This window comes from Thiomonas sp. FB-6 (assembly GCF_000377645.1).
Lineage (GTDB): Bacteria > Pseudomonadota > Gammaproteobacteria > Burkholderiales > Burkholderiaceae_C > Thiomonas_A.
The window spans coordinates 1-22163 of record NZ_KB898519.1; the positions used below are offsets into that span (position 1 = coordinate 1).

Here is a 22163-nt window from a genome sequence, read left to right on the forward strand (position 1 = left end):
GCTGCTCAAGATCGGCGCGGCCGTCGTGCGCAACACCCGCCGCGTGCGGCTGCTGCTGGCCTCCAGCCATCCCCTCAAGCACGTGTTCCTCAGCGCCGCCCACGCCCTGGCCCCTTGAGCCGCGAAAAGTGCTGTCCCCGGCACGTTGACGAACAACGGGGGTAAGGGGGTACTGCGCCCTGCGTTCGCCAAGACCCGCGCGTCGAGGCTTCAGGCCCTCATCCGCGATGCCACTCGCTTCGTGTTCGATGCCAAACCCGACGTCGATGGCGGCTCATGAAATATCCAGGCTAGCACTGTGTTCCAGGCCTACTATCTGCTTGAGTCCCGCGGCCTTGTCCGCGCGGCGCCACGCTCGGGGTACTTCGTAACCGCACGCGCCGACGGTGTGCTACTCGCCGAGCCGAAGACATCGGAGCCCCAGTCAGGATCTCAGCCCGTCGAGGTCAACGACCTGATCTACGCATGTCTTGGCGCCGCGCGCGCCCGCGACATCGTGCCCTTCGGCTCTGCGTTCCCGAGTCCCGTCTTGTTCCCTCTCGACCGATTGCGCCGCGCGCTGGTTTCGAGCACGCGCCGGCTCGAACCCTGGAGCATGGTCGAGGACCTGCCACCGGGCAACCTGCGCCTCAAGCGCGAAATCGCCAAGCGCTACTTGCGTCAGGGCGTGACCGTGGCTACCGGCGAGATCGTACTGACCCACGGTGCGATGGAGGCGCTGAATCTGTGCCTCAACGCCGTGACACGGCCTGGCGATGCGGTGGTAGTCGAGTCACCGACCTTTTACATGGCGCTGCAGGCGCTGGAGCGCCTGGCCCTGCGCGCCATCGAGGTGCCGACCCACGTGCGAGAGGGGATCGATCTCAACCGCCTGGCGCATGTGATCGAGCTCTACCGCCCGAAGGCCTGCTGGCTGATGACGAGCTTCCAGAACCCGCTCGGTAGCCTGATGCCTGAGGAAAAGAAGCGCGAGCTCGTCGAGCTGCTCGCCCGCCACGACGTGCCGCTGATCGAAGACGACGTGTACTCGGAACTCTACGAAGGCCAAGCGGCGCCGCTTCCGGCCAAGGCCCATGATCGTCGCGGCTTGGTGCTGCACTGCTCGTCGTTCTCGAAGTGCCTGGCGCCAGGCTACCGCGTCGGCTGGGCCGCGCCCGGCCGGTTTGCGCACGATGTCGAACGGCTGAAATTGATGACGAGCCTGTCGGGGTCGATTCCCGTGCAGGCGGCACTGGCCGAGTACTTGCAGGAAGGCGGGTACGACCGGCACCTGCGGAGCCTTCGGCTGTCTCTGCAGACTCAGCGGAACAGCCTGTTCGACGCCGTCAACCGGCATTTTCCGGACGGGACCCGGGTGGTGCGGCCGGCTGGCGGGTACTTCGTGTGGGTCGAGTTGCCCGTCGGTGTCGACGCGATGGCCTTGCACCGTGCCGCGCTGGCGCAACGCATCAGCCTGGCTCCGGGGCCGATGTTCTCGCCGCGTGCCGAGTTCCAGCACCATATCCGACTGACCTGCGGCCAGCACTGGGACGAGGCGCTCGAGCGTGCCATACGCACACTGGCGCGGCTGGTCGATGATGCGGCGCGCACGGCGCGCCTTTTCGGCACTGGATCTGATCCGGTCGCCCAGGCGCGCAACTGATCACGCTGCTGGCGCAGGCTGCCCGGCATACTGCGGGCATGCTGCGAGCCACAGTCCACTTCGTATGGCGCACCGCGACGCCGCGCTGAAACGCATGGCAGCCGGACCCACGCCGCCGGGTCGCGAACACGCGCTGCGCATAGTGCTCGACCGGCTGGGGCCCTCGCTTTTTGCGGGTCTGCTCGACCCCGCCGGCGTGCCGCGCCATGCCAACCGGTTGGCCTTGCAGGCCATCGGCGGCACACCGTCGCGGGTCCTCGGGCGGCGTTTCGACGCCATGCCCTGGTGGCAGGGCTGCGAGCGGTCGCAGCGGCGGCTGCAGCAGGCACTCAACAACGCAGTGTCCGGCGAAGGCCTCGCGCCTCGATGCGCGCCTCGACGGTGCCTGTCGCGATGCCAACGCGGCGGCATGCAGGCTGCGTGGCCTGAGGCGCGAGCAGCTGTGGCGGCGGCGGATGCCCGACATCGACACCCAGATCGACGAAACCCTTTGGCTGCAGCGCTGGCGCTGGATGTGCGCAGGCGACCCCTTGCGATTTGAGGACGATCTTCGCCATCACGATGATCATGCGATTCCCGTCGATGTTTCCGTCAGCCTGGATGCGCCAATGGATCCGCGGATTGCAGCCGCGGGCGAATCACGGATGGCGCACTGCCAGAGCGCCGTCGAACTCGCTCGTCAATTCAAAGAGAATGGCGCGGCTGTGCCGAGAGCGCCTGCTCGACGGCGGCTTGCACATGTACCTTCAACCGGTGGTGGACCTGCACACCGGGGCTTGCGCGAAGGTGGAGGCGCTCGCCCGCCTGCAGCTCGAAGACGGGCGCGTACTTTCGCCCGCACAATTTCTTCCGGCTTTCGGTGTGGCAGAACTCGATCGCCTGTTCCGCGACGGTCTGGAGCAACTTCTTGGTCACGTCCGGGAATGGGATGCCCAGGGCACGCGCATTGACGTTGGAATCAACCTTCCGCCCACTTCGCTGTTGAATCCGGCGTGTCCTGGGTGGGTTGCATCCGCACTTTCGCGGCATGGGATCGAGCCATCGCGACTCACCCTGGAGTTGCTGGAAACCCAGGACGTCGACTTCCAGTTCCATGTCGCCTCGGTGCGCAGCCTCAAGGACCTGGGGGTGCGACTGGCCATGGACGATCTGGGTGCGGGTTACAGCAGCCTGCAGCGCCTGGCCCAACTTCCGTTCGACGTTATCAAGCTCGACCAGAGCCTGACGCTGAACATGCGCAGGGATCCGCTGCCGACCTTGTGCCTTGTGCGATCCATTGTCCGCCTTGCCGCCGAGCTCGGTCGACTCCTGGTGGTCGAGGGGGTGGAGGATCCCGGCGTGATCGAGGCCGTGCTGGAGTGCGGCGCACGCTACGGACAGGGTTACGGGATTGCGAGGCCGATGCCTGCGGCGACCCTTCTCGCGTGGAAGAGGGACTTCCGGCTGGCCGCACGCAACGGCGAGATTCGCACCTTCCTCGGCATGCTTGCACGCTGTTCGCGGCTGAGCCGACCGACACCGCAAGAAGCTCACAGCGCCGGGGACGATGCCGTGTCGCGTTTCCTGGCCGGGTGCGGATTGAGCGACAGCGAACTTGCGCGCTGGTATGCGCAAGCGTCGGTGGCCGGACGCCTCGGCAGCGTGGGCCAGGCCGACTGGATGGGGTGGCTGGAGCAGCAGGCACGCGTGGAGACGACGGAGGAATAGTTCTGTTGTCAGACCTCTTTTCAATCCTGTCCTTGGAATCTCTATGTCCTTGAAGCAGTCCCCGCCCCCGAGCGGGGGCGTTATCGGCATGGCCAATCGCCTTGCGCGCGATGTTCGCTCGCTGGCCGACGTCCGCGAAAGCCTGCAGGCCCAGGTCACCGCGAACCGCGCAGGAGTCGAAGTGATGCTGTGTGGCCTCGTCGATGCATTCAATCCGCACCTCGGTAGTCACGGAAGGCGTGTAGCAAAACTTGTCGACATGCTGGCGGTGCGCTTCAAGGTGTCGTACTTCGCCCATCAGGCGCTTCGCCATGCGGCCATGTTCCATGACATCGGGATGCTCGGCATGCCGCGCACGACGCTGTTTCTGCCGTGGAGCGAGCTTTCGGAGACCGACAGGAGTCTCATTCCTTCTCATCCGGAGATCGGTGCTTCGCATCTGCGCGCGCTTCCGTGGTTCGAGCCCAGCGCCACGGCGGTCGCGGCGCATCATGAGCACTGGGACGGCTCGGGTTTTCCGCGGCGACTGGCAGGCGAGGACATCCCGATCGGAGCCCGCATCCTTGCCGTGTGCGACAGCTATGACGAGATGCTGAACAAGCCGGCCGATGCGCCCGAGCAATTCACCGAAGAGCAAGTCCTGGAGCATTTGCGCAACCACCGAGGGCACAAGTTCGATCCTCGCGTCGTCGACCTGTTCCTCGGAATCGTCGCCGAGGCCTCTCCCCGCGAGGAGGAGCAGAAGCTTCCTGAGGGAGAACTCCCGCTGTCTCTCTCCGAGCTTCAAGCGGGTCACTGCCTTTCGCGCGACCTGATGAATGTTTCCGGGCTGGTATTGCTGACCAAAGGGACCGTGCTGGCGGAGGCGAATGTACTTCGGCTGCGAGCGCTGCGAGGCATGAACGCCGTCGTGGAGCCTGTCTACGTGCACGAGAACTGAACGGCGGCCTGACCTACCCCACGCTGGCCGTGCCAAGCCGAGGTATGTGAGTTCAGGTCAGAGACGGAGCTCCTTGCCCCGACGACAAGCTCCCGGCTGACGGCCCGGGGCGACCTGGCTCGGGCACCAGGACGCTGACCACGCGGCGATATTGGCTCGGCACGGTGCCGATGCGCTGTTCGAAGAATCGCGTGAAGTGGCCCTGCGCGCTGAAGCCCAGGTCGGTCGACAGCCGGGATAGCGTGACATCGCTGCAAGCCAGCGTGCGAAGCGCCGATTCCATGCGCAGCGTGTTGACGTACAGGTGTGGCGTCAATCCGGTGGCATCTCGGAACAGCTTGAAGAAGTGCGCACGCGAAAGTCCCACCGCGCAAGCCAGGTCGTCGATGTCTCGGTCATCGCCGGAGCAGGTCTGCAGCAGCTCCAGTGCCCGCCGAATCCTGCGGTCGGGCACACAGCGAAGCCCATCCGGCGACCCGATTCCCGGGCCGCGCCCGGCGCCGACGACATCCATCACGATCGACTCGATCGCGCCTTCGAGCCAGTCGCGACCAACGCCCTGGGCGCAGCTCATCTCCGCGACCAGGTCGTCGATCCGGCGGCGCAGCCCGTGACCAACGCGCGTGACCGGGTGTTCGAAGAAGCGGCGCCCCGCGGCGCCCTTCAGGCGGGGGTCGACTTCGCGCAACCATGCGGGGTCGAGATAGAGCGCGAGGAAGACGGTATCGGGTGCCTGTTCGCCCACCTGCACGTACGCATGGGGCTCCCAGGTGTTGACCAGGACCGCCGTGTCGTCGCGAAGCGGTTGCGCGGCGCCGCGCACCGAGAAATGCGCATCCATGCCGAACGCCTTGAGCAGCAGGTGGCACTGAGGGTGCGCGTGCAGGACCAGCGGGCGGTCGACGTCGAGCAGCGCGATGCGGCCGAAGTCGCCACGGTATTCGCAGATCGCACGAGACATCGCTGGCTCCATGCACTGGCCGTGCCAATGCGGGTTGCACGAAAAATTCAGACCCCCGGGTAAATCACCGTACAGCTACCCAAGGACGCGGCAGGGCTTCGGGGCTAACGTGAGGCCGGTGCCCAACCCGGGTAGAAGGAGGAGACTCAATCATGGACAAGGATCTTCACATCGAGGAGCGCAGCCGCGCGTTTCGCGACGAGTATGTGGCTACGACGCCGCGCTGGTACCGCGGGGAATTGCACTTGGCGTTCACGCTGCTCTTCACCGGAGGTGTGTTCGCGTATTGCCTTTGGAGCCTGGACCACCCCACGCTTGCCGAGTGGCTTGCGATCGTGCCGATGCTGCTGTTCGGAAACTGGGCGGAGTGGGCAGCGCATCGCTATCTGCTGCACCGACCGACGCGCTGGTTCAAGGCCGTCTACAAGCGGCACGTTGCGGTTCACCATCTGTTCTTCGCCCACAATACTCTCGAATACCGTGGGCAAAAGCATTGGCGGGCGTTGCTGTTCCCCCCGTTCGCGCCGGTGCTGTTCGTCGGCACGGCGCTCCTGCCGGCCTTGCTGCTCGGGCATTTCTGGTCGCGCAACGCCGGCTACATCGTCGTTCTGGCCATGGCGGGCTACTACCTGATGTACGAGGGACTGCATACGCTGTCCCACGTCGTCGACAGCCCCTTGCTGGACGCCTTGCCTCTGGTCAACACGGTGCGTCGCATGCACGTCATCCACCATCACCCGGAGCTCATGGGCACGAGAAACTTCAACCTGACCTTCCCGATCTGCGATGCCCTGTTCGGCACCAGCGACCTCGACAAGGGGCTGTTCGGAACCTTGTTCAACGGCATGTCTCATGCGGCGATGAAAAGCGAGGACCGGCGCAGGATGTTCGGCGATGACTCGTCCACCCAAGGCGCGCGCTCTGGCGAGCAGAGTGCGGACGCAGCGGCCTCGCGGTGATCGTCCCACGCCGGCATGCCTATTCGTGCAGGACGCCGGCGTTGAGGCAGATGTGCTTGAGTTCGGTGAAGTCGGCGAGCGCGTCATAGCCGTGCAACCGGCCGAGCCCGCTCTGCCGGTAGCCGCCGGTCTCGGCTTCGGCGAACAGTCGGTTGTGGTCGTTGACCCAGACTGTGCCGTTGCGAAGTGCTCTGGCCACGCGCATCGCGCGCGCGCCGTCGTGGGTCCATACGCTGGCGGATAGTCCGAAGACGGTGTGGTTCGCCTTGGCTACGGCTTCCTGCTCGGAGGTGAATGTCTCGAGGACCAGGAAGGGTCCGAAGATTTCCTCCTGACAGAAGAACGCGCTGCTGTCGCCGTGCTCGATCAGGGTGGGCGCAAGAAAGGCCCCGCGCGCCATGGCGGGGTCGCCGCGGCCGCCATGCAGCAGGACGCGATCAGCCTGCGCGCAGGCTTCTTCGATGCGTTGCTGCACGAGATCACGCGCCCCATGGTCGATCAGCGGTCCCATGTCGACTCCGGGTGCCTCGCCTGGTCCCATGGTGAGCGAGTTCAGTGCTCGCACCAGATGTTCTCGCATCGCTGGCGCGAGGGATTCGTGCACCAGCACTCGCCGCGCAGCGGTGCACTGCTGGCCGGAGATGATGGTCGCCGCGGCCGCTAGGCGGGGCGCGATCGATGCGACGTCGGCGTCCTCGAACACCAGGCAACAGGATTTGCCACCGAGTTCCAGGGACAACTTCTTCATGCTGTCGGCGGCTGCCGCCATGATTCGCTTTCCGGTGGCCGTCGAGCCGGTGAAGCTGATCACGTCCACGTCGTGCGACGCGACCAGCCGCGCGGAGGCGGCGTGTCCGCTCTCGGCAATCGTGTTCACCGTGCCTGAGGGCAGCCAGGGGCTTTGGAGGCGCTGCAGCATCGCCGCGTTGAACAGCGCGGTCTGGGCGGCGGGCTTCACGACTGCGGTGCAGCCCGCCGCCAGCGCCGGGGCCAGGGAGCGCACCAACAGCACCGCCGGCGCATTCCACGGCACGATGATCGCGGCCACGCCAGCCGGCTCGCGCAGCAGGGTCGAGAACACTCCAGGTTCCGGCTGCAGCGCATGCCCGGGAATGTGACGGGCCAGCCCGGCGTAGTAGCGAACCTCCGAAATCGCTGCCGCGACCTCGCCGCGCGATTGCGCCAGGACCTTGCCGTTTTCGCGGGTGAGCAGGGTGGCGAGTTCCTCGGCGTCACGCTCCAGCGCATCGGCCCAGGCAAGCAGCGCGAGTTGCCGGCGGCGCGGATCGTGAGCCCAGTGCCCACGGTCGAAGGCCTGCCGCGCGGCCTGTACCGCTGCGTCGGCATCCGCGATGGTGGCGTCGGCGTACCGTCCGATCACCTCGCCGGTAGCTGGGTTGACAGACTCGCCCTGCGGCGCGCCTTGCCAGTGGCCTGCGATCCAATGTCTTGCAAGGTTCACTGCATGTCTCCTTCGAGTGTCGGCGCCGGCATCGAATTCTCTGTGTCGGCAGGGTGAGCGACGCGCTGTATCTCTTCGGCGAACAGGCCCATCAGGGCTTGTGCGGCCGGGCTCAGCGGTCGTCTCGGATGGCTGATCAGCGTCACGTGCCGCACGATGCGCGGCGCAACGATGGGGTAGGCGCGGAGCCGGCCCTGGCGCAGGCCGCGCTGCACGGCGATGCGCGGCAGAATGGTGGCATAGCGCGTGGCCTCGACGAAGCTGACTAGCGAACTGAGCGAATCGATCTCGAAGCGCGGTGTCAGCAGCACGTCCTCGTGCTGGGCGTGGGTCTCGATGACCCCACGCAGGCCGTGGCGCTTGGTGGTCAGTACCAGGTCAAGCTCGGCTACCCGCGCAAGCTCGATGGTCCTGGGCAATTCCCTCCCGAAGCTGGAGCCCGTCACCAGCACCATTTCCTCGTCCAGCAGCGGCTTCATGTCCAGCGCCAGGCGCCCGCGCGGCCTATTGATGATGGCTGCATCGATCTGTCCCCCCATGACCCAGTCGATCAGCGTGGCGCTGTAGCCGTCGGCTACGGTGACTTCGACCTGGGGGTGGCGGTCGGCGAAGCGGCTCAGGCAACTGGACAGCACGCTTTCGGTGATCGATGCAATCAGCCCGATCGATACATGCCCGGTGACCTGGTCGCCATCGCGTATCAACTGCTCGCGTGCGTTCGCGATGTCTCGCAGGATCGGCGTGAACAGGCGGTACATGCGATGGCCGGCGGCGGTCGGGGTCATGCCCTGGCGACCGCGCTCGAACAAACGTAGCTGCAGCTCTTCCTCTAGGCGCGAGATCTGCATGCTGAGCGCAGGCTGCACGATGTTCAGGCGCTTGGAGGCGCGCGTCACGGAGCCGTCCTCGAACAGGGTTGCGAAGTACTGGATTTGCCGAAGGTCCATGCTCATTGCCTCGATAAGCCAATCAGAGAAAGTGATGGTATCGATCAATGCTTGTCGAGAATTCGCTCTTTGCGTGCCTTGGGCTTGCATCGTGCCATCAAATCAGGCGCAAGAAAAATCACAAAAAATGATTCGATGCTTCAAGAAACACTATTGGAGTTGATGCAGAGCTGCCGTCTAGACTGGGTCCAAGTTCACTTCCAGCGCAGGCGCAATGCATCACCCATGACTCCGCAACACACGAACTCTCCGGTGAGCAGCTTGCGTGATTGGCTGCGGCATCTTGGGGCCAGCTCGCGTCTGGCCGTGGCACGTGACGGCGTGCGCCTGGAGCACGAACTGGCCGCGATTGCCAAGCGCCTGGACGGCCGTCAGGCCGTGCTGTTCCCGCGCCCTGACGGGCATGAGGTTTCCGTGGTCAGCGGCTTCATGTCCCGCCGCGCCTGGATCGCCGAGGCCCTGGGGGTGGAGGAGGCGCAGTTGCTGCCGCGCTTCCGGGAGGCGGTGGAGCGCCCGGTGCCCTGGGCCGAGGTGTCCGGTCCGGCCCCATGCCAGGAGGTACGTCATGAGGCCGACCTCGACCTGCGCCGGCTGCTGCCGATTCCCACGCATAGCGAGCATGACAACGGCCCGTACATCACTGCCGGGCTGGCGATCGCGCGCAATCCCGACAGCGGCGTGCAGAACGTATCGATCCATCGCCTGCAGGTCCACGCGCCACGCCGAATGGCCGCGCTGCTGTTGCCCCGGCATCTGCAGGCTTTTCATCGCAGCGCCGAGGGCCGCGACCAGGCACTGCCCGTGGCGATCGCGATCGGCGTTGATCCGGTGACCATGCTCGCCTCGCAGGCCATTCTGCCCATTGACCATGACGAACTCGAGGTCGCCGGGGCCTTGCACGGCACGCCGCTGCGCGTGGTCAAGTGCCTGACCAGCGAGGTCCGTGTTCCTGCGGATGCCGAAATCATCATCGAGGGACGGCTGTTGCCGCACACGCGCGAGCTCGAGGGGCCGTTCGGTGAATTTCCGCGTTACTACAGCGAGCGCGCATATCGCGAAGTCATCGAGGTCGACGCGGTCACGCACCGGCGCAACCCGTTGTTTCACACCATCGTGCCGGCGGAGATGGAGCATTTGCTGCTGGGCTCGATTCCCCGCGAGGCCTCGCTGCTTTCCTTGCTTCAGCGCAGCCACCCGAGGGTGACGGATGTGCATCTCTCCGTCGGAGGCGTAGGGCGCTACCACCTGTACGTGCAGTTCGACAAGAAGCGCGAGGGAGAGGCGAAGAACGTGATCCTCGCGGCCTTCGGCGCGCATTACGACATCAAGCAGGTGGTCGTGGTCGATACCGACGTGAACGTGCACGACCCCGCGGAGGTCGAGTGGGCGGTGGCCACGCGCTTCCAGGCAGATCGAGATCTGGTGGTCGTCGGTGGTGCGCAAGGATCGGTGCTCGATCCATCGACTACGGTGGGCATGCCACCCGGAGATGATCCGTCGGCGTTGCGCCACCAGGGCATCAGCGCCAAGATGGGCCTCGACGCGACGCGCCCGGTGGTCTACGAGGCACATGTGTTCACCCGCGTGCGCATTCCCGGCGAGGACGATGTCGACCCGGCGCGCGACCTGCGAGCCTTCGAGGCGTCCGACGCTGCACACTGGATCGGATGAGTCATGAGTGGCACGCGCAAGGTCATCGTCGGCATCTCGGGCGCCAGCGGCGCGATCCTGGGTGTGCGCCTGCTGCAGGCACTGCGCGCGGGCGGCCAGGCGCAGACCCACCTCGTCGTGTCCGACTCGGGCGCCCTGACCGCCGCGCACGAACTCGGGCTCAAGCGAGCCGAGATCGAGGAGCTGGCGGATGTCTGCTACAAGGTGCGCGACATCGGTGCCGCGATCGCGAGCGGCTCGTTCCTGACCGCGGGAATGGTCGTCGCTCCCTGTTCGATGAAGACCCTTGCCTCGATCGCCCATGGCCTGGCGGACAACCTGATCGCGCGCGCCGCTGACGTCGTCCTCAAGGAACGGCGCCGGCTCGTGCTGATGGCGCGCGAGACTCCGTTGAACCTTGCCCACCTGCGCAACATGTGCGCCGTCACCGAAATGGGCGGTATCGTCATGCCGCCGGTTCCCGCCTTCTACGCGAATCCGCGCAGCGTCGACGACATCGTCGATCACAGTGTCGGGCGCGTGCTCGACCTGCTCGGCTTTGACCACGACCGAATCGGTCGGCGCTGGGAGGGGCTTCGTCAGGAGCGTGTCCGGGAGTGCGAGTCATGAGCGGCCCGGCGGCGGGAGTCGGCGACTTCGACGTCGTGATCGTCGGCGCGGGTTCCGCCGGGTGCGTGCTGGCGAGTCGCCTGTCGGCGGATCCCGGACTGCGCGTCGCGCTGGTCGAGGCGGGGGAGGATACACCTCCGGAGCACGTCCCGCCGGAAATTCTCGACAGCTACCCACTGCCGCTGTTCCAGGGTGACACCTGGACCTGGCCGGGGCTTGAAGTCCGCGCCACGCGAGACGCGCCGGCACGCCGCTACGAGCAGGCGCGGGTGGTCGGCGGCGGCTCCAGCATCAACGTGCAGGCGGCGAACCGCGGGCTTGCGCGCGACTACGACGAATGGGAGGCGCTGGGCGCCAGCGGCTGGGGATGGCGCGACGTACTGCCGTTCTTTCGGCGGCTCGAGCGCGATGTCGACTTCGACGGCCCATTGCACGGACGCAGCGGGCCGCTGCCGATCCGGCGCATCTTTCCCGAGTCCTGGCCCCCGTTCTGCAGCGCCTTCGCCGATGCCCTGCGGCGTCAGGGACTGCCGCTACTGCTGGACCAGAACGCCGAGCCCGGCGACGGCGTATTCCCCGCAGCGTTCTCGAACCTGTATGACCGCAGGGTCTCGGCAGCCATTGCCTACCTCGATCCGGTCACACGCAGGCGGCCCAACCTGCGCATCTTCGCGCGCACGACGGTCCAGGGCCTCGAACTTGAAGGGCGTCAGGCGCGCGCGGCGCTGGCCCGCGCCACCGATGGTCGCCTGCTGCGAATCGCTGCACGGGAGATCATCCTCAGTGCCGGCGCGCTTCAGTCTCCGGCTCTGCTGATGCGTGCCGGCATCGGACCGGGCGAGCATCTGCGCGAGATGGGAATTCCCGTCGTGCACGAGTTGCGCGGGGTGGGTGCCAATCTGCAGGACCATCCGGCACTGACCTTCTGTCAGTACCTCGAGCCGCGTTGGCGGTTTCCCGAGCGCATGCGCCGAGCCAGCATGACCGCGGCACGCCTGAGTTCGGGGCTGCCGGACTGTGAGGAGCAGGACCTGTATCTGTCCAGCGCCGGGCGCGCATCGTGGCACGCGCTGGGGAATCGGCTGGGGTTGTTCTTCCTCTGGTGCAACCGGCCCTATTCACGCGGAAGCCTGCGCCTGGAATCGCCGGATCCGCAGCGTCATCCGAGGGTCGAGCTCAATCTGCTCGACGATCCGCGCGATGCGGCACGGCTGATGGCGGGCGTGCGTTTTCTCGAGCGGGCGCTGCGCGGGTCGCCGCTGCAGGCGGGCCCCGGCGAACTGTTCCCGGCAGTGTTCTCGCCGCGAGTGCGCGCGCTCAGCCGCCTCGGGCGGCGCAATCGGATCTTGACCGCTGCGCTGGCTGGCGTACTCGACATGCAGCCGCGCGGCGCGCGCCGTGCGGTGCTGCGGCGGATGTTTGGGGGCGAGGCTGCGCTGGACGCGCTAGTCGACGACGAGGCGGGGCTGTTGCGGATGGTGCGGCGCAACGTGTTCGGCGTCTGGCATCCCAGCGGAACTTGCCGCATGGGTGCAGCCAGCGACCAGCAGGCGGTGACCGACCCCCAGGGGCGGGTACACGGGGTGAAGGGCTTGCGCGTGGTCGACGCATCGCTGATGCCTAGATTGCCCACCGCGAATACCAACGTGCCGGCGATCATGGTGGCGGAGAAAATCGCTCACGAAATGCTTGGCCAGCGCGCAGGCGCAGCGCCGGATCCTTGGGAAGCCACTGATGAGCAGTCGCAAGACCTCCCCGTCCAGGCCTGAAAACCCAGGCGACGCGTGCGCGGGGCTTTGCTACGATTGGTAAGCTAGCTGTCAGCATCTGGCTGCCGGCCAGCGAACTCGCAAAGCGGCCCTCGCCATGTCCTCCGCCGTCAAGATCTTTCAGGGACGCTTCGGCCGTGTCGCGCTGCTGGACATGGACACGCCGCTGGTCGGGCATGCGCATCATCATTGCCACATCCTGCTCAAGGCCGGCGGCGCCGACGGCGCCTTTCGTGTGCGGGGGGAACTCGCGCCGCTGACCGACCAGACCGCGGTCCTGGTCAACGCCTGGGAGCGGCACGCCTACGTGCACACCGCGCCGGAAGGCGAGCGCACGCTGATCCTCGCGCTTTACGTCGAGCCTGCCTGGCTGGCCGATTTGCAGCGCACGCTGCTGGTGTCAGCTCACCCGCATTTCTTTGCCCGGCAATTCGTCGCCATCACGCCGCGCGCGCAGCGCATGGTGGAGGAATTCGTGCTCGAGATGTGGTGGGCGGACGAGCTCTCGCAGGCGCGCATGGAGGACTTGCTGTTCAATCTCATCGTCTCGGTGATCGAATGCCTGGGTAGTTGGCGCGATTTCGTCAGTCGCCTTCGCCTGAAGCCGCCCGCGGCGATGGATCCGCGTATTCGCCGTGCGATCGCACTGATGCGCGAGGACGTGGCTCATGAGTTCGACGTCCCTGCGCTTGCGCGTCGCAGTGGCCTGTCCCGGGCACACTTTTTCGCGCTGTTCCAACGCGATACCCAGGTCACGCCGCTGGTGTATTCCAACGTGCTTCGATTCGAAGCCGCTGTGCGCCGACTCACGTCGGGTACCGACTCGGTTGCGACGGTCGCGCAGGACCTTGGCTTCGCCGCGCCCGGGCATTTCTCAAGGTTCTTCCGCCAGCACCTGGGAATCACCCCCAGCGACTACCGCCGGGTCGTGGACCTCTTCGACTCGCGCGCAGCCCCGGAAAACGACCGCCCCGACGCGTGCTGAATGAAGCGTTTGCTGCGACGCAGCACGCAAAGTACCGGACGATCTGGTAAGTCTCCGGATGATCCGGTCCAACTCCGGACGCTTGCGTTACCGCCGAAGCGCGTACTGGTTCCACACTCCTGCCATTCCTACAACGAAAGCAGGAGACAAGCATGTCGGAAAACGCGTCTTACCTGCGCGATCCCGCGCAGCCGGTGGCCAGTCCGGGACAGATCCTCACCGCGGTGAGCGCTTCGTGCATCGGCTGGGGTCTCGACCTTTTCGACCTGTTCGTGCTCCTGTATGTGGCGCCAGTGGTAGGCAAGTTGTTCTTTCCATCGGAACACCCGATGCTTTCCCTGGCTGGCGTGTACGCGTCCTTCGCGGTCACCCTGCTCATGCGTCCCGTCGGTTCGGCGATTTTCGGCTCCTACGCGGACCGGCATGGGCGCAAGCGCGCAATGATCATCGCCGTGGTCGGCGTGGGGATCGCCACCGCGATGTTCGGTCTGCTGCCGACGGTCGCGCAGGTCGGCCTGGCAGCCCCGCTGATTCTGATCGCGCTACGTCTTGTGCAGGGGGTATTCGTCGGTGGCGTGGTCGCATCGACCCACACCATCGCCACCGAGTCGGTACCCGCGAAGTGGCGAGGCCTCGTGTCGGGCATGATCGGTGGAGGCGGCGCCGGCCTGGGCGCGTTGTTCGCCTCGCTGGTCTACCTGATCATGAATCACCTGTTCACCGGAGAGTCCTTCGCGGTGTGGGGCTGGCGTTGCATGTTCTTCACGGGAATTCTCAGCTCGTTCCTGGGCTTGCTGGTGTTCAACAAGCTGGAGGAGTCTCCGCTGTGGGCGCGGGAGAAGGGGCGCAAGCAAGCGCAGCCACGAGCCGACAAGACTCCGGTCGGTGAGGTGTTCTCGAGCAAGTGGCGCGGTGTGTTGATGGTCAATCTGTTGCTTACGATCGGCGGTGGCGGCGGCTACTACCTCACTTCGGGCTACCTGCCGACCTATCTGAAGATGGTCACGCATACCCCGGTTTCGTCCATCGGCCCGATCCTGCTGCTTGCCAGCGTGGGGGTGATCGTCGCTTCCGTGCTTACCGGGCAGTTGAGTGAGGTGTTCGGACGCAAGAGGACCTTTCTCACGGTTGGAGTACTGCGCCTGTTCGCGTTCCCCGCGCTGTACCTGGCCATGGTGCGCACACACGACGTGACGATGCTGGGAACCTATGCGATCCTTCTGGGCATGCTTGGAAGCGCCAGCTACGCACCGATTCTCATTTTCCTGAACGAGCGTTTCCCGACCGCGATTCGCGCCACCGGGACCGGACTCTCGTGGAATCTCGGTTTCGCGCTGGGAGGCATGCTCCCGACCTTCGTCTCGCTGACTGCCCGTACGCCGGCACAGTTGCCCATGACCCTGGCGGCTTTCCTGGTCGGGCTCAGCGTGCTGTTCCTGATCGGCGCGGCGCTGGTCCCCGAAACCCGAGGCAACCTCGATGCGGTGTAGGCTGCAGCCAGGGACTTGCCGCGATACGAAGGTGCATGAACGGCGGCGGCCGCGAGGCCGTTGTCAGGCAGGGAGCTACGCATGAAGCAAGAGGTCGCCACGACGCCAGCTGAGACCACGAGCCCTTGGCTAGGGCGCAGCATCGAGCGCTTCGAGGATGCCGCGCTGCTGAGCGGACGAGGACAGTACGCCGACGATCTCGGCGGAAGACCCGGGATGCTGTACGCCGCGGTGGTGCGCTCCCCCCATGCACACGCGATCGTGAAGGCGCTCGACGCTGCGGCGGCGCAGGCCGCCGACGGCGTGCGCGCGGTGCTCACCGCGCAGGACGTCCGCGACTGGTCTCAGGCCTTCATCGTCGGGGTCAAGCAGCCGATGGAACATTGGTGTCTCGCGGTCGATCGCGTGCGCTATGTCGGCGAGCCGGTCGCTGTGGTAGTGGCGCGGACGCGGGCGCAGGCCGAGGATGCTGCAGACCTGGTGCGTGTCGACTACGAGGTCCTCGACGCGGTGGTCGATATCGAGCAGGCCATGCTCGAGCATGCGCCCGTGCTGCACCCGGTCGTGGGTAGCAACGTGGTGAGTGACCGCAGCTTCCGCTATGGAGACCCCGAGGCGGCGTTCGAGTCGGCGCCCCACCGCGTGTCCATGAAGGTGAGCTATCCGCGCAACTCCTGCACCCCGATCGAATGTGGCGTGGTGATTGCCGAGTACCAGCCGGACGACGGTGCGTACGACGTGATGTCGAATTTCATGGGGCCGTTTTCGCTGCACGCAGTGATGGCGCTGGCGCTGAAGGTGCCCGGCACGCGCTTGCGGCACCGCACGCCCCGGCATTCGGGGGGCAGCTTCGGGGTCAAGCAAAGTGTGTTCACCTCCGTCGTGCTGATGTGCCTCGCGGCGCGAAAGGCGGGGGCTCCGGTGAAATGGGTGGAGGATCGCCTGGAACACCTCACGGCCGCCACGTCAGCGACCGCTCGGCTTTGCCGCATCGAGGCCGCGGTGGAGTCCGACGGGCGCATCACCGCGCTGTCCTACGACCAGGTCGACGATTGCGGAGGCTACCTGCGCGCACCCGAGCCGGCCACGTTCTACCGCATGCATGGCTGTCTGACAGGCGCTTACGCCATCGAGAACCTTGCCGTGCGCAATCGGGTGGTTCTCACCAACAAGACTCCGGCGGGGCTGGTGCGCGGCTTCGGCGGACCCCAGGTGTATTTCGCGCTCGAGCGCCTGATGCAGCGAATCGCCATCGAGCTCGGCTTGGACCCGTTGCAGGTCTACCGGCGCAACTTCGTGCCGAGCGGCGCCTTTCCGTATCGGGCGGCCGCAGGCGCGCTGCTCGACTCGGGCGACTACCAAGCAGCCCTGGAAATCGCCGAGCGCGACGGCGGACTGCAGGAACTCCAGGCGCGGCGCGAGCAGGCGCGGGCGGCGGGGCGACTGTACGGGATCGGTTATGCAGCGGTGGTCGAGCCCTCGATTTCCAACATGGGCTACATCACCACGGTGCTCACGGCCGAACAGCGCGCAAAGGCCGGGCCGAAGAATGGGGGCATCTCCAGTGCCACGGTGGCCATCGACCTGCTCGGAGGCGTGAGCGTGCTGGTGGATTCGGCGCCCGCCGGGCAGGGCCACCTGACCGTATGCGCGCAGGTCGTCGCCGACGTATTCGGATTGCACCCGCAGGACGTGGTGGTCAATGCCGAGCTGGATACGCTCAAGGATGCCTGGTCGGTCGCCGCCGGCAACTACTCCAGCCGCTTCGCCGGTGCCGCTGCGGGAACCGCGCATCTGGCCGCATGTCGCCTTCGCGATCGGCTCGCGACCATCGCCGCCGCGCAGTTGGGTTGCGAGGCTTCGCGGGTGGAGTTCCGCGCCGGCAAGGTGCAGTCGCGCGATGATCCGGGGCGCTCGGTGTCCTTCACGCGCCTGGCCGGAAGCGCCCATTGGTCGCCGGCGCAGTTGCCGCACGGCGTCGAACTGGGGCTACGCGAGACGGTATTCTGGACTCCGGAGTGCCTGGAGGCACCCGATGAGCAGGACCGGGTGAATACCTCGGCCGCCTATGGCTTCGTGTTCGATATCTGCGCCGTCGAGGTCGATCGCGATACCGGACGTGTGACGATCGACCGCTACGTCACGACGCACGACGCCGGCGTACTGCTCAACCCAGCACTGGCCGATGGGCAGATTCGCGGCGGTTTCGCGCAGGGTGTCGGCGCGGCGCTGATGGAGCAGTTCGTCTATGGAGCCGACGGCAGCTTCCAGTCCGGCACCTTTGCCGATTACCTGGTGCCGACGACTTGTGAGATTCCCGAGCCGCGGATCCTGCATCTGCAGACTCCGTCACCTTTCACCCCCTTGGGTGCGAAGGGACTGGCGGAGGGCAACAACATGAGCACGCCGGTGTGCATCGCCAACGCGGTGGCGGACGCGTTGGGGGTGAGCGATATCGAGTTGCCGCTGACGCCATCACGCGTGATGGATCTCCTCGGAATCGACGACCCGGAGCCGTCCGCGCATGTCGCAGCCGCACAGGCCAGACCGGCTGCTGCAGCGCAGCCCGCCGCAGGCGGGCGGAATCGGGCCTTGCGTGCGGCAGGGTCGGTGCTGCTGGCCGCACCCCCGCCAGCCATTTTCGGGTTGCTGCTCGACCCCGATGCGCTCGCCCGGGTGATTCCCGGATGTCACGCGCTGGAGGCGCTGGGGCCGAGCCGATATCGAGCCGAGGTCACGCTGGGTGTGGGACTGGTGAAGGCGCGCTACGCCGCCGAGATCGAGTTGTCCGATCTGGATCCTCCCCATGGGTTGCGCCTGTCCGGAAGTGGATCTTCCACGCTGGGGTCGGTACGGGGCGACGGGACCGTGCGCCTGGCCGAGCAGGACGGGGGCACCCGGCTGGATTACGACTACGGCGTCGAGGTTTCGGGCAAGGTGGCGGCGGTCGGAAGCCGCATGCTCGAGAGTGCAGCGCGCATGGTGTTGCAGCAACTGTTCGAGCAACTCGGGCGCCAGGCCGCGGGCGGAGGCACGCCCGCCCGCGCCCGCTGGTGGCAGCGCCTGCTGCGGTGGCTGGAGTCCCATAAATGAAACCCTGTCGCTTCGATTACCTGCGGGCCGAGACCGCATCCGAGGCGGTCGAATGCCTGGCGCAGTTCGGCGAGGACGCGCGCGTGCTGGCGGGAGGGCAGTCATTGATGCCGATCCTGAACATGCGACTCGCGCAGCCCGGGCTGTTGCTGGACATCTCCCGCACGCGTGACCTGGACTACGTGCGCGTGCACGATGCCAAGCTGCGCATCGGTGCGGCGGCCACGCAAGCCAGCGTGGAGTGGCGCCCCGGCCTGGCCTCCGAGGTGCCTCTGCTGCACGCGGCCTTTCCGAGCATTTCGCATTTCCAGATCCGCAATCGCGGGACAGTCTGCGGCTCGGTCGCGCATGCCGACCCCAGCGCCGAGCTGCCGCTGGTCTTGCTGGCTCTGGGGGGCGAGGTCGTGCTTCGTTCGGCGCGCTCGCGGCGTGTGGTCACCGCGCAGGATTTCTTCCGTGGCATGTTGCAGACGGCACGGGCCGCGGACGAGCTGGTGGAGGAGGTGCGGTATCCACTGGCGCGAGACGGCGAAGGGTACGGTTTCCTCGAGTTTGCCAATCGTCACGGGGATTTCGCGATCGTCGCGGTCGCCGTGGTGGCCAGGGCGGGCGGAATCGACGTGGCGGTGGGCGGCGTCGCCGATCGCCCACGGCTCAAGCATCTGCCGCGGGCGGGTGCTGCTGAACTGGACCAGGCGCTGAACGACTTCGCCTGGGAACTGCAGGCGCAGGACGACGCGCAGGCCAGCGCGAAGTTCCGGCGCCATCTGGTACGCCGCCTCGGGCGCCGTGCCATCGAGGAGGCTCTCGCATGAAACGGATCGACGCTGACGAGCGCAAGCGCGTCACCTTGACTCTCAATGGGGTCGAGCGCCACGGCTGGTGCGAACCGCGAACCATGTTGGCGGACTTTCTTCGACATGAACTCGGCGCCACCGGTACACACGTGGGGTGTGAGCACGGGGTGTGCGGCGCCTGCACGGTGCGCATCGACGGTGTGGCCGCGCGGGCGTGCTTGACCCTCGCACTGCAGGTCGAGGGTCGTCGGGTCGACACCGTGGAGGGGCTGGGCGCAGAGGGTCTGAACGATCTGCAGCTCGCCTTTCGGCGCAACCATGCATTGCAGTGCGGGTTCTGTACGGCGGGCATCCTGATGTCGTGCTCGGACTTTCTGCAACGTGTGCCGGAACCCGACGAGAGGCAGGTGCGGGAGATGCTTTCGGGACACCTGTGTCGTTGCACCGGATACACGCCGATCGTGAAGGCGGTGCTGGAGGTCGCTGCAGAGCGTCGCTCCACGGCGTGTGAATCTTGAAGGCAAGCACACCATGCTGGATCTAGGACGTACCTTCTTGCAGGTGGTCGAGCGAAGCTCCCGGGCCCCAGCATTGCTGGACGCCGACGTGCGGCTGGACTATGGACAATGGGCCGCGCAAATCGGTCGCCTGGTGGTCGGTTTGCGCAGCATGGGCCTGGGTCGTGGTGACCATCTGCTCGTGGTGCTTCAGAACCGTTGGCAGATGGCGACCCTCCACTGGGCCTGTCAATTTCTCGGCGTGGTCGTCACGCCGTTGAACTGGAGAGCCAAACCCGAGGAAATCGAGTACTGCGCGCTCGACGCGCAGGCGCGAGCGATCGTGTTCGAGCCGGCGAGTGCGCAGGCGGTGGCCTGCAGCGAGGCGGCCCAGCGCCTGCCGCGCATCGGCCTGAGCGGTGCCGAAGGAGCCAGCGCACGCTTCGAGGACTTGCTGGAGATGGGCCCTGCCGAACTGGTCCCGCAGGCCTCGGCGGACGACCTTTCCCTGATGCTCTACACCTCGGGCACGACAGGCCGGCCCAAGGGCGTGCCGAGACGGCATCGACAGGAGCGGGCTGCTGCGCTGGCGCACGTGGCTCAGAACCTTTACCGAAGGGGCGAGCGCACGCTCGGCGTGATGCCTCTGTATCACACGATGGGCGTGCGGTCCCTGCTGGCGATGGCCCTGATCGACGGTCTGTTCGTCTGCATGCCGCGTTTTCACTCCGAAGATGCGCTGGACTGCATCGAGCGGGAGTGCATCAGCTGTCTTTACCTGGTTCCAACTCTGTACCACGACATGCTGGGCTGCCAGGAACGGCAGCCGCGTGAGCTTGCAAGCGTGCGCAAAGTCGGATTCGCTGGTGCACCGATGCCTGATGCTCTCCTGCAACGCGTGCAGGCGGTGTTCAGGCCGGAGTTGTTCGTGAACCACTATGGATCCTCCGAGGTCTATACATTCACCGTGGATCAGGACGCAGTGCGCAAGGCGGGAAGCGCCGGGCGCTCCGGTATCAACACGCGTATCCGTGTGGTCAGGCTCGACGCCGCGTCGCCCCATCAGCTCGCGGCGGTGCGTGAGGAAGGACAGATCATTGCCGATCTGGCAGGCGACGAGGCTTTCGAGGGCTACTGGAACCGGCCCGAGGCGGACGCCAAGGCCCTGCGCGAAGGTTGGTACTTCACAGGCGACACCGGCTACTTCGATGAAGACGGCGATCTGTTCGTGACGGGGCGCGTCGATGACATGATCATCAGCGGAGGAGAGAACATTTCTCCGGTGGACATCGAGTCGATCCTCTCGCTGCATCCCGGAGTGGAGGAGGTCGCCGTTGCCGGCGTGAAGGATGATCGCTGGGGTCAGCGCGTCGTCGCCTTCGTGAAGCGCAAACAGGCGGTCGAGGCGCAGGCGCTGGACGAGCACTGCGTGCATTCCGATCTCGCCAACTTCAAGAGGCCGCGCGAATATGTGTTCGTGCGCGAGATACCCAAATCTCCCGTAGGCAAGATCCTCCGCCGCAAGCTGTCGGCAGGCGAGTTCGAGGCCGATTGAACCCCGAACCTTTTCGATCAAGGAGTCTTTGATGAGCGTACTCAAGCACCAGGCGAACAGCCTGCTGGAGCAATTGGATGGATTTCGCGTGGAGGTCGACGCAGCTGCGCAGCGCGCCGACATCGTCCTCGATCGCCCCCCGTTCAACATCGTGTCCATGCTGCAGCGCGAGCAGCTGCGGTTGGTCTTCGAGGCGCTGGATGAGGATGAGCGGGTGCGAGTGATCGTGCTGCGCGGGAGTGGCGCGCATTTCTCCAGCGGCGGCGACATCAAAGGCTTTCTCGAAGCATCGCCGGAGCATGTTTCGAAGCTGGCATGGAACGTGGCGGCTCCGACGCGATGCTCGAAACCGGTCATTGCGGCAAACCACGGCTATTGCTTCGGCGTGGGGTTCGAGCTTTCGCTGGCTTGTGACTTTCGTATCGTCACCGCAACGACGCAATACGCGCTTCCCGAGCAGAAGCTGGGCCAGATTCCTGGTTCAGGTGGGTCGGCGCGGCTACAGAAGATGGTCGGCATCGCGCGCACCAAGGACATCGTGATGCGCTCGCGGCGCATCTCGGGCGCCCAGGCTGTTGAATGGGGCATCGCGACTCAATGCGTTGCCGATGCCGAGCTTGAGCGAGCCACCGCGGATCTGGTGCAGGAACTCGTCGGCTTTTCGCCGCTCGCGCAGCGTACGGCCAAGAAGTTGCTCAACGACACGGAAGATGCACCATTGGCTATCGCCATTGAGCTTGAGGGGCATTGCTACAGCCGCCTGCGAAGTTCGGAGGACTTCCGCGAAGGAGTTGAAGCATTCCACGGAAAGCGTCCGCCGGTCTTTCGCGGGCGTTGACATCGCGGACGCATTCGATAGAAGCTTCAGGCAACGCTGAAGAAGGTCCACCGCCGAGGGGGCTCGTGCGTTGAAGGTAGATGAAGCAACAGACCCTTGCCATGGCCGCCGATCAAGCCGCCGGATTTGAGCAATACCGTAAGCCGACGAAGCGCGACGTGTTCCTGCAGACGATGGACGAGATCGTGCCGTGGGCGCAGTTGTGCGAGGTGATCGAGCCGCACTATCCCAAGGGCAAAGG

General features: G+C 66.0%; 18 protein-coding genes and 1 pseudogene. 15 read left to right on the forward strand and 4 right to left on the reverse strand.

Going from position 1 to position 22163, the window contains the following annotated elements; all coding sequences use genetic code 11:
- Nucleotides 1-298: 298 nt before the first annotated feature.
- Nucleotides 299-1642, forward strand: coding sequence for a PLP-dependent aminotransferase family protein (locus D466_RS22400; RefSeq protein WP_369759462.1), 1344 nt, complete (start codon nt 299-301; stop codon nt 1640-1642).
- 329 nt (nt 1643-1971) lie between these two features.
- On the opposite strand, the gene D466_RS24245 is transcribed toward D466_RS22400, so the two are convergent.
- Entirely contained in the window at nt 1972-2211 is a 240-nt protein-coding gene (locus D466_RS24245; protein WP_156004462.1) for a hypothetical protein, read from the reverse strand.
- On the opposite strand from D466_RS24245, the gene D466_RS22405 reads away from it, so the two are divergent.
- The gene (locus tag D466_RS22405) at nt 2204-3349 is read left to right on the forward strand and encodes an EAL domain-containing protein (RefSeq protein WP_156004464.1); all 1146 of its coding nucleotides are present in this window, start codon (nt 2204-2206) and stop codon (nt 3347-3349) included. The genes D466_RS24245 and D466_RS22405 overlap by 8 nt on opposite strands.
- Before the next feature lie 88 nt (nt 3350-3437).
- Entirely contained in the window at nt 3438-4289 is an 852-nt protein-coding gene (locus D466_RS22410; RefSeq protein ID WP_081630047.1) for an HD-GYP domain-containing protein, read from the forward strand.
- A 52-nt stretch (nt 4290-4341) separates the two neighbouring features.
- Here the strand turns inward: D466_RS22410 and D466_RS22415 are convergent, their stop codons facing one another.
- Nucleotides 4342-5250: a helix-turn-helix transcriptional regulator gene (locus tag D466_RS22415; protein ID WP_018915245.1), complete on the reverse strand. Its 909-nt coding sequence runs from the start codon at nt 5248-5250 to the stop codon at nt 4342-4344.
- Nucleotides 5251-5402: 152 nt separating this feature from the next.
- Here D466_RS22415 and D466_RS22420 point away from each other — a divergent pair, with 152 nt between their 5' ends.
- Entirely contained in the window at nt 5403-6209 is an 807-nt protein-coding gene (locus D466_RS22420) for a sterol desaturase family protein (RefSeq protein WP_018915246.1), read from the forward strand.
- A gap of 19 nt (nt 6210-6228) precedes the next feature.
- Here D466_RS22420 and D466_RS0118860 read toward each other — a convergent pair whose 3' ends face one another.
- Both D466_RS0118860 and D466_RS0118865 read right to left on the reverse strand, forming a co-directional pair.
- Nucleotides 6229-7671: an aldehyde dehydrogenase family protein gene (locus tag D466_RS0118860; RefSeq protein WP_026285486.1), complete on the reverse strand. Its 1443-nt coding sequence runs from the start codon at nt 7669-7671 to the stop codon at nt 6229-6231.
- Entirely contained in the window at nt 7668-8618 is a 951-nt protein-coding gene (locus D466_RS0118865; protein ID WP_038166959.1) for a LysR family transcriptional regulator, read from the reverse strand. Before D466_RS0118865 ends, D466_RS0118860 begins: the two co-directional genes overlap by 4 nt.
- A gap of 225 nt (nt 8619-8843) precedes the next feature.
- Here D466_RS0118865 and D466_RS0118870 point away from each other — a divergent pair, with 225 nt between their 5' ends.
- The 11 genes and pseudogenes from D466_RS0118870 to D466_RS24250 form a co-directional block, all read left to right on the forward strand.
- Nucleotides 8844-10289, forward strand: coding sequence for a UbiD family decarboxylase (locus D466_RS0118870; RefSeq protein ID WP_026285487.1), 1446 nt, complete (start codon nt 8844-8846; stop codon nt 10287-10289).
- A 3-nt stretch (nt 10290-10292) separates the two neighbouring features.
- Nucleotides 10293-10898 (forward strand): UbiX family flavin prenyltransferase, encoded by a 606-nt coding sequence (locus D466_RS0118875; protein ID WP_018915250.1) that lies wholly within the window; start codon nt 10293-10295, stop codon nt 10896-10898.
- A complete protein-coding gene (locus D466_RS0118880; RefSeq protein ID WP_018915251.1) occupies nt 10895-12667 on the forward strand; it encodes a GMC family oxidoreductase in 1773 nt (590 codons plus the stop codon). Before D466_RS0118875 ends, D466_RS0118880 begins: the two co-directional genes overlap by 4 nt.
- Nucleotides 12668-12764: 97 nt before the next feature.
- Entirely contained in the window at nt 12765-13652 is an 888-nt protein-coding gene (locus D466_RS0118885) for an AraC family transcriptional regulator (protein ID WP_018915252.1), read from the forward strand.
- Nucleotides 13653-13804: 152 nt separating this feature from the next.
- Complete coding sequence (locus tag D466_RS0118890) at nt 13805-15142, forward strand: MFS transporter (protein WP_018915253.1); 1338 nt, start codon at nt 13805-13807, stop codon at nt 15140-15142.
- 81 nt (nt 15143-15223) lie between these two features.
- Nucleotides 15224-18235, forward strand: a complete 3012-nt coding sequence (locus D466_RS0118895) for a molybdopterin cofactor-binding domain-containing protein (protein ID WP_026285488.1) — start codon at nt 15224-15226, stop codon at nt 18233-18235.
- A complete protein-coding gene (locus tag D466_RS0118900; RefSeq protein ID WP_018915255.1) occupies nt 18232-19050 on the forward strand; it encodes a xanthine dehydrogenase family protein subunit M in 819 nt (272 codons plus the stop codon). Before D466_RS0118895 ends, D466_RS0118900 begins: the two co-directional genes overlap by 4 nt.
- Nucleotides 19047-19550: a (2Fe-2S)-binding protein gene (locus D466_RS0118905; protein ID WP_018915256.1), complete on the forward strand. Its 504-nt coding sequence runs from the start codon at nt 19047-19049 to the stop codon at nt 19548-19550. The genes D466_RS0118900 and D466_RS0118905 overlap by 4 nt, the downstream gene beginning before the upstream one ends.
- A gap of 13 nt (nt 19551-19563) precedes the next feature.
- Nucleotides 19564-21084: an AMP-binding protein gene (locus D466_RS0118910; RefSeq protein ID WP_026285489.1), complete on the forward strand. Its 1521-nt coding sequence runs from the start codon at nt 19564-19566 to the stop codon at nt 21082-21084.
- A gap of 31 nt (nt 21085-21115) precedes the next feature.
- A complete protein-coding gene (locus D466_RS0118915) occupies nt 21116-21922 on the forward strand; it encodes an enoyl-CoA hydratase/isomerase family protein (protein WP_018915258.1) in 807 nt (268 codons plus the stop codon).
- Nucleotides 21923-22002: 80 nt separating this feature from the next.
- A pseudogene (locus tag D466_RS24250) lies at nt 22003-22163 on the forward strand (IS5/IS1182 family transposase); the annotation flags it as partial.

Coding starts and splice junctions, on each gene's coding strand:
- D466_RS22405 (WP_156004464.1), top strand. CDS start 2,204: ATGATCATGCGATTCCCGTCGATGTTTCCGTCAGCCTGGATGCGCCAA.
- D466_RS24245 (WP_156004462.1), bottom strand. CDS start 2,211: ATGATCATCGTGATGGCGAAGATCGTCCTCAAATCGCAAGGGGTCGCC.
- D466_RS22410 (WP_081630047.1), top strand. CDS start 3,438: ATGGCCAATCGCCTTGCGCGCGATGTTCGCTCGCTGGCCGACGTCCGC.
- D466_RS22415 (WP_018915245.1), bottom strand. CDS start 5,250: ATGTCTCGTGCGATCTGCGAATACCGTGGCGACTTCGGCCGCATCGCG.
- D466_RS22420 (WP_018915246.1), top strand. CDS start 5,403: ATGGACAAGGATCTTCACATCGAGGAGCGCAGCCGCGCGTTTCGCGAC.
- D466_RS0118865 (WP_038166959.1), bottom strand. CDS start 8,618: ATGGACCTTCGGCAAATCCAGTACTTCGCAACCCTGTTCGAGGACGGC.
- D466_RS0118870 (WP_026285487.1), top strand. CDS start 8,844: ATGACTCCGCAACACACGAACTCTCCGGTGAGCAGCTTGCGTGATTGG.
- D466_RS0118875 (WP_018915250.1), top strand. CDS start 10,293: ATGAGTGGCACGCGCAAGGTCATCGTCGGCATCTCGGGCGCCAGCGGC.
- D466_RS0118880 (WP_018915251.1), top strand. CDS start 10,895: ATGAGCGGCCCGGCGGCGGGAGTCGGCGACTTCGACGTCGTGATCGTC.
- D466_RS0118885 (WP_018915252.1), top strand. CDS start 12,765: ATGTCCTCCGCCGTCAAGATCTTTCAGGGACGCTTCGGCCGTGTCGCG.
- D466_RS0118890 (WP_018915253.1), top strand. CDS start 13,805: ATGTCGGAAAACGCGTCTTACCTGCGCGATCCCGCGCAGCCGGTGGCC.
- D466_RS0118895 (WP_026285488.1), top strand. CDS start 15,224: ATGAAGCAAGAGGTCGCCACGACGCCAGCTGAGACCACGAGCCCTTGG.
- D466_RS0118900 (WP_018915255.1), top strand. CDS start 18,232: ATGAAACCCTGTCGCTTCGATTACCTGCGGGCCGAGACCGCATCCGAG.
- D466_RS0118905 (WP_018915256.1), top strand. CDS start 19,047: ATGAAACGGATCGACGCTGACGAGCGCAAGCGCGTCACCTTGACTCTC.
- D466_RS0118910 (WP_026285489.1), top strand. CDS start 19,564: ATGCTGGATCTAGGACGTACCTTCTTGCAGGTGGTCGAGCGAAGCTCC.
- D466_RS0118915 (WP_018915258.1), top strand. CDS start 21,116: ATGAGCGTACTCAAGCACCAGGCGAACAGCCTGCTGGAGCAATTGGAT.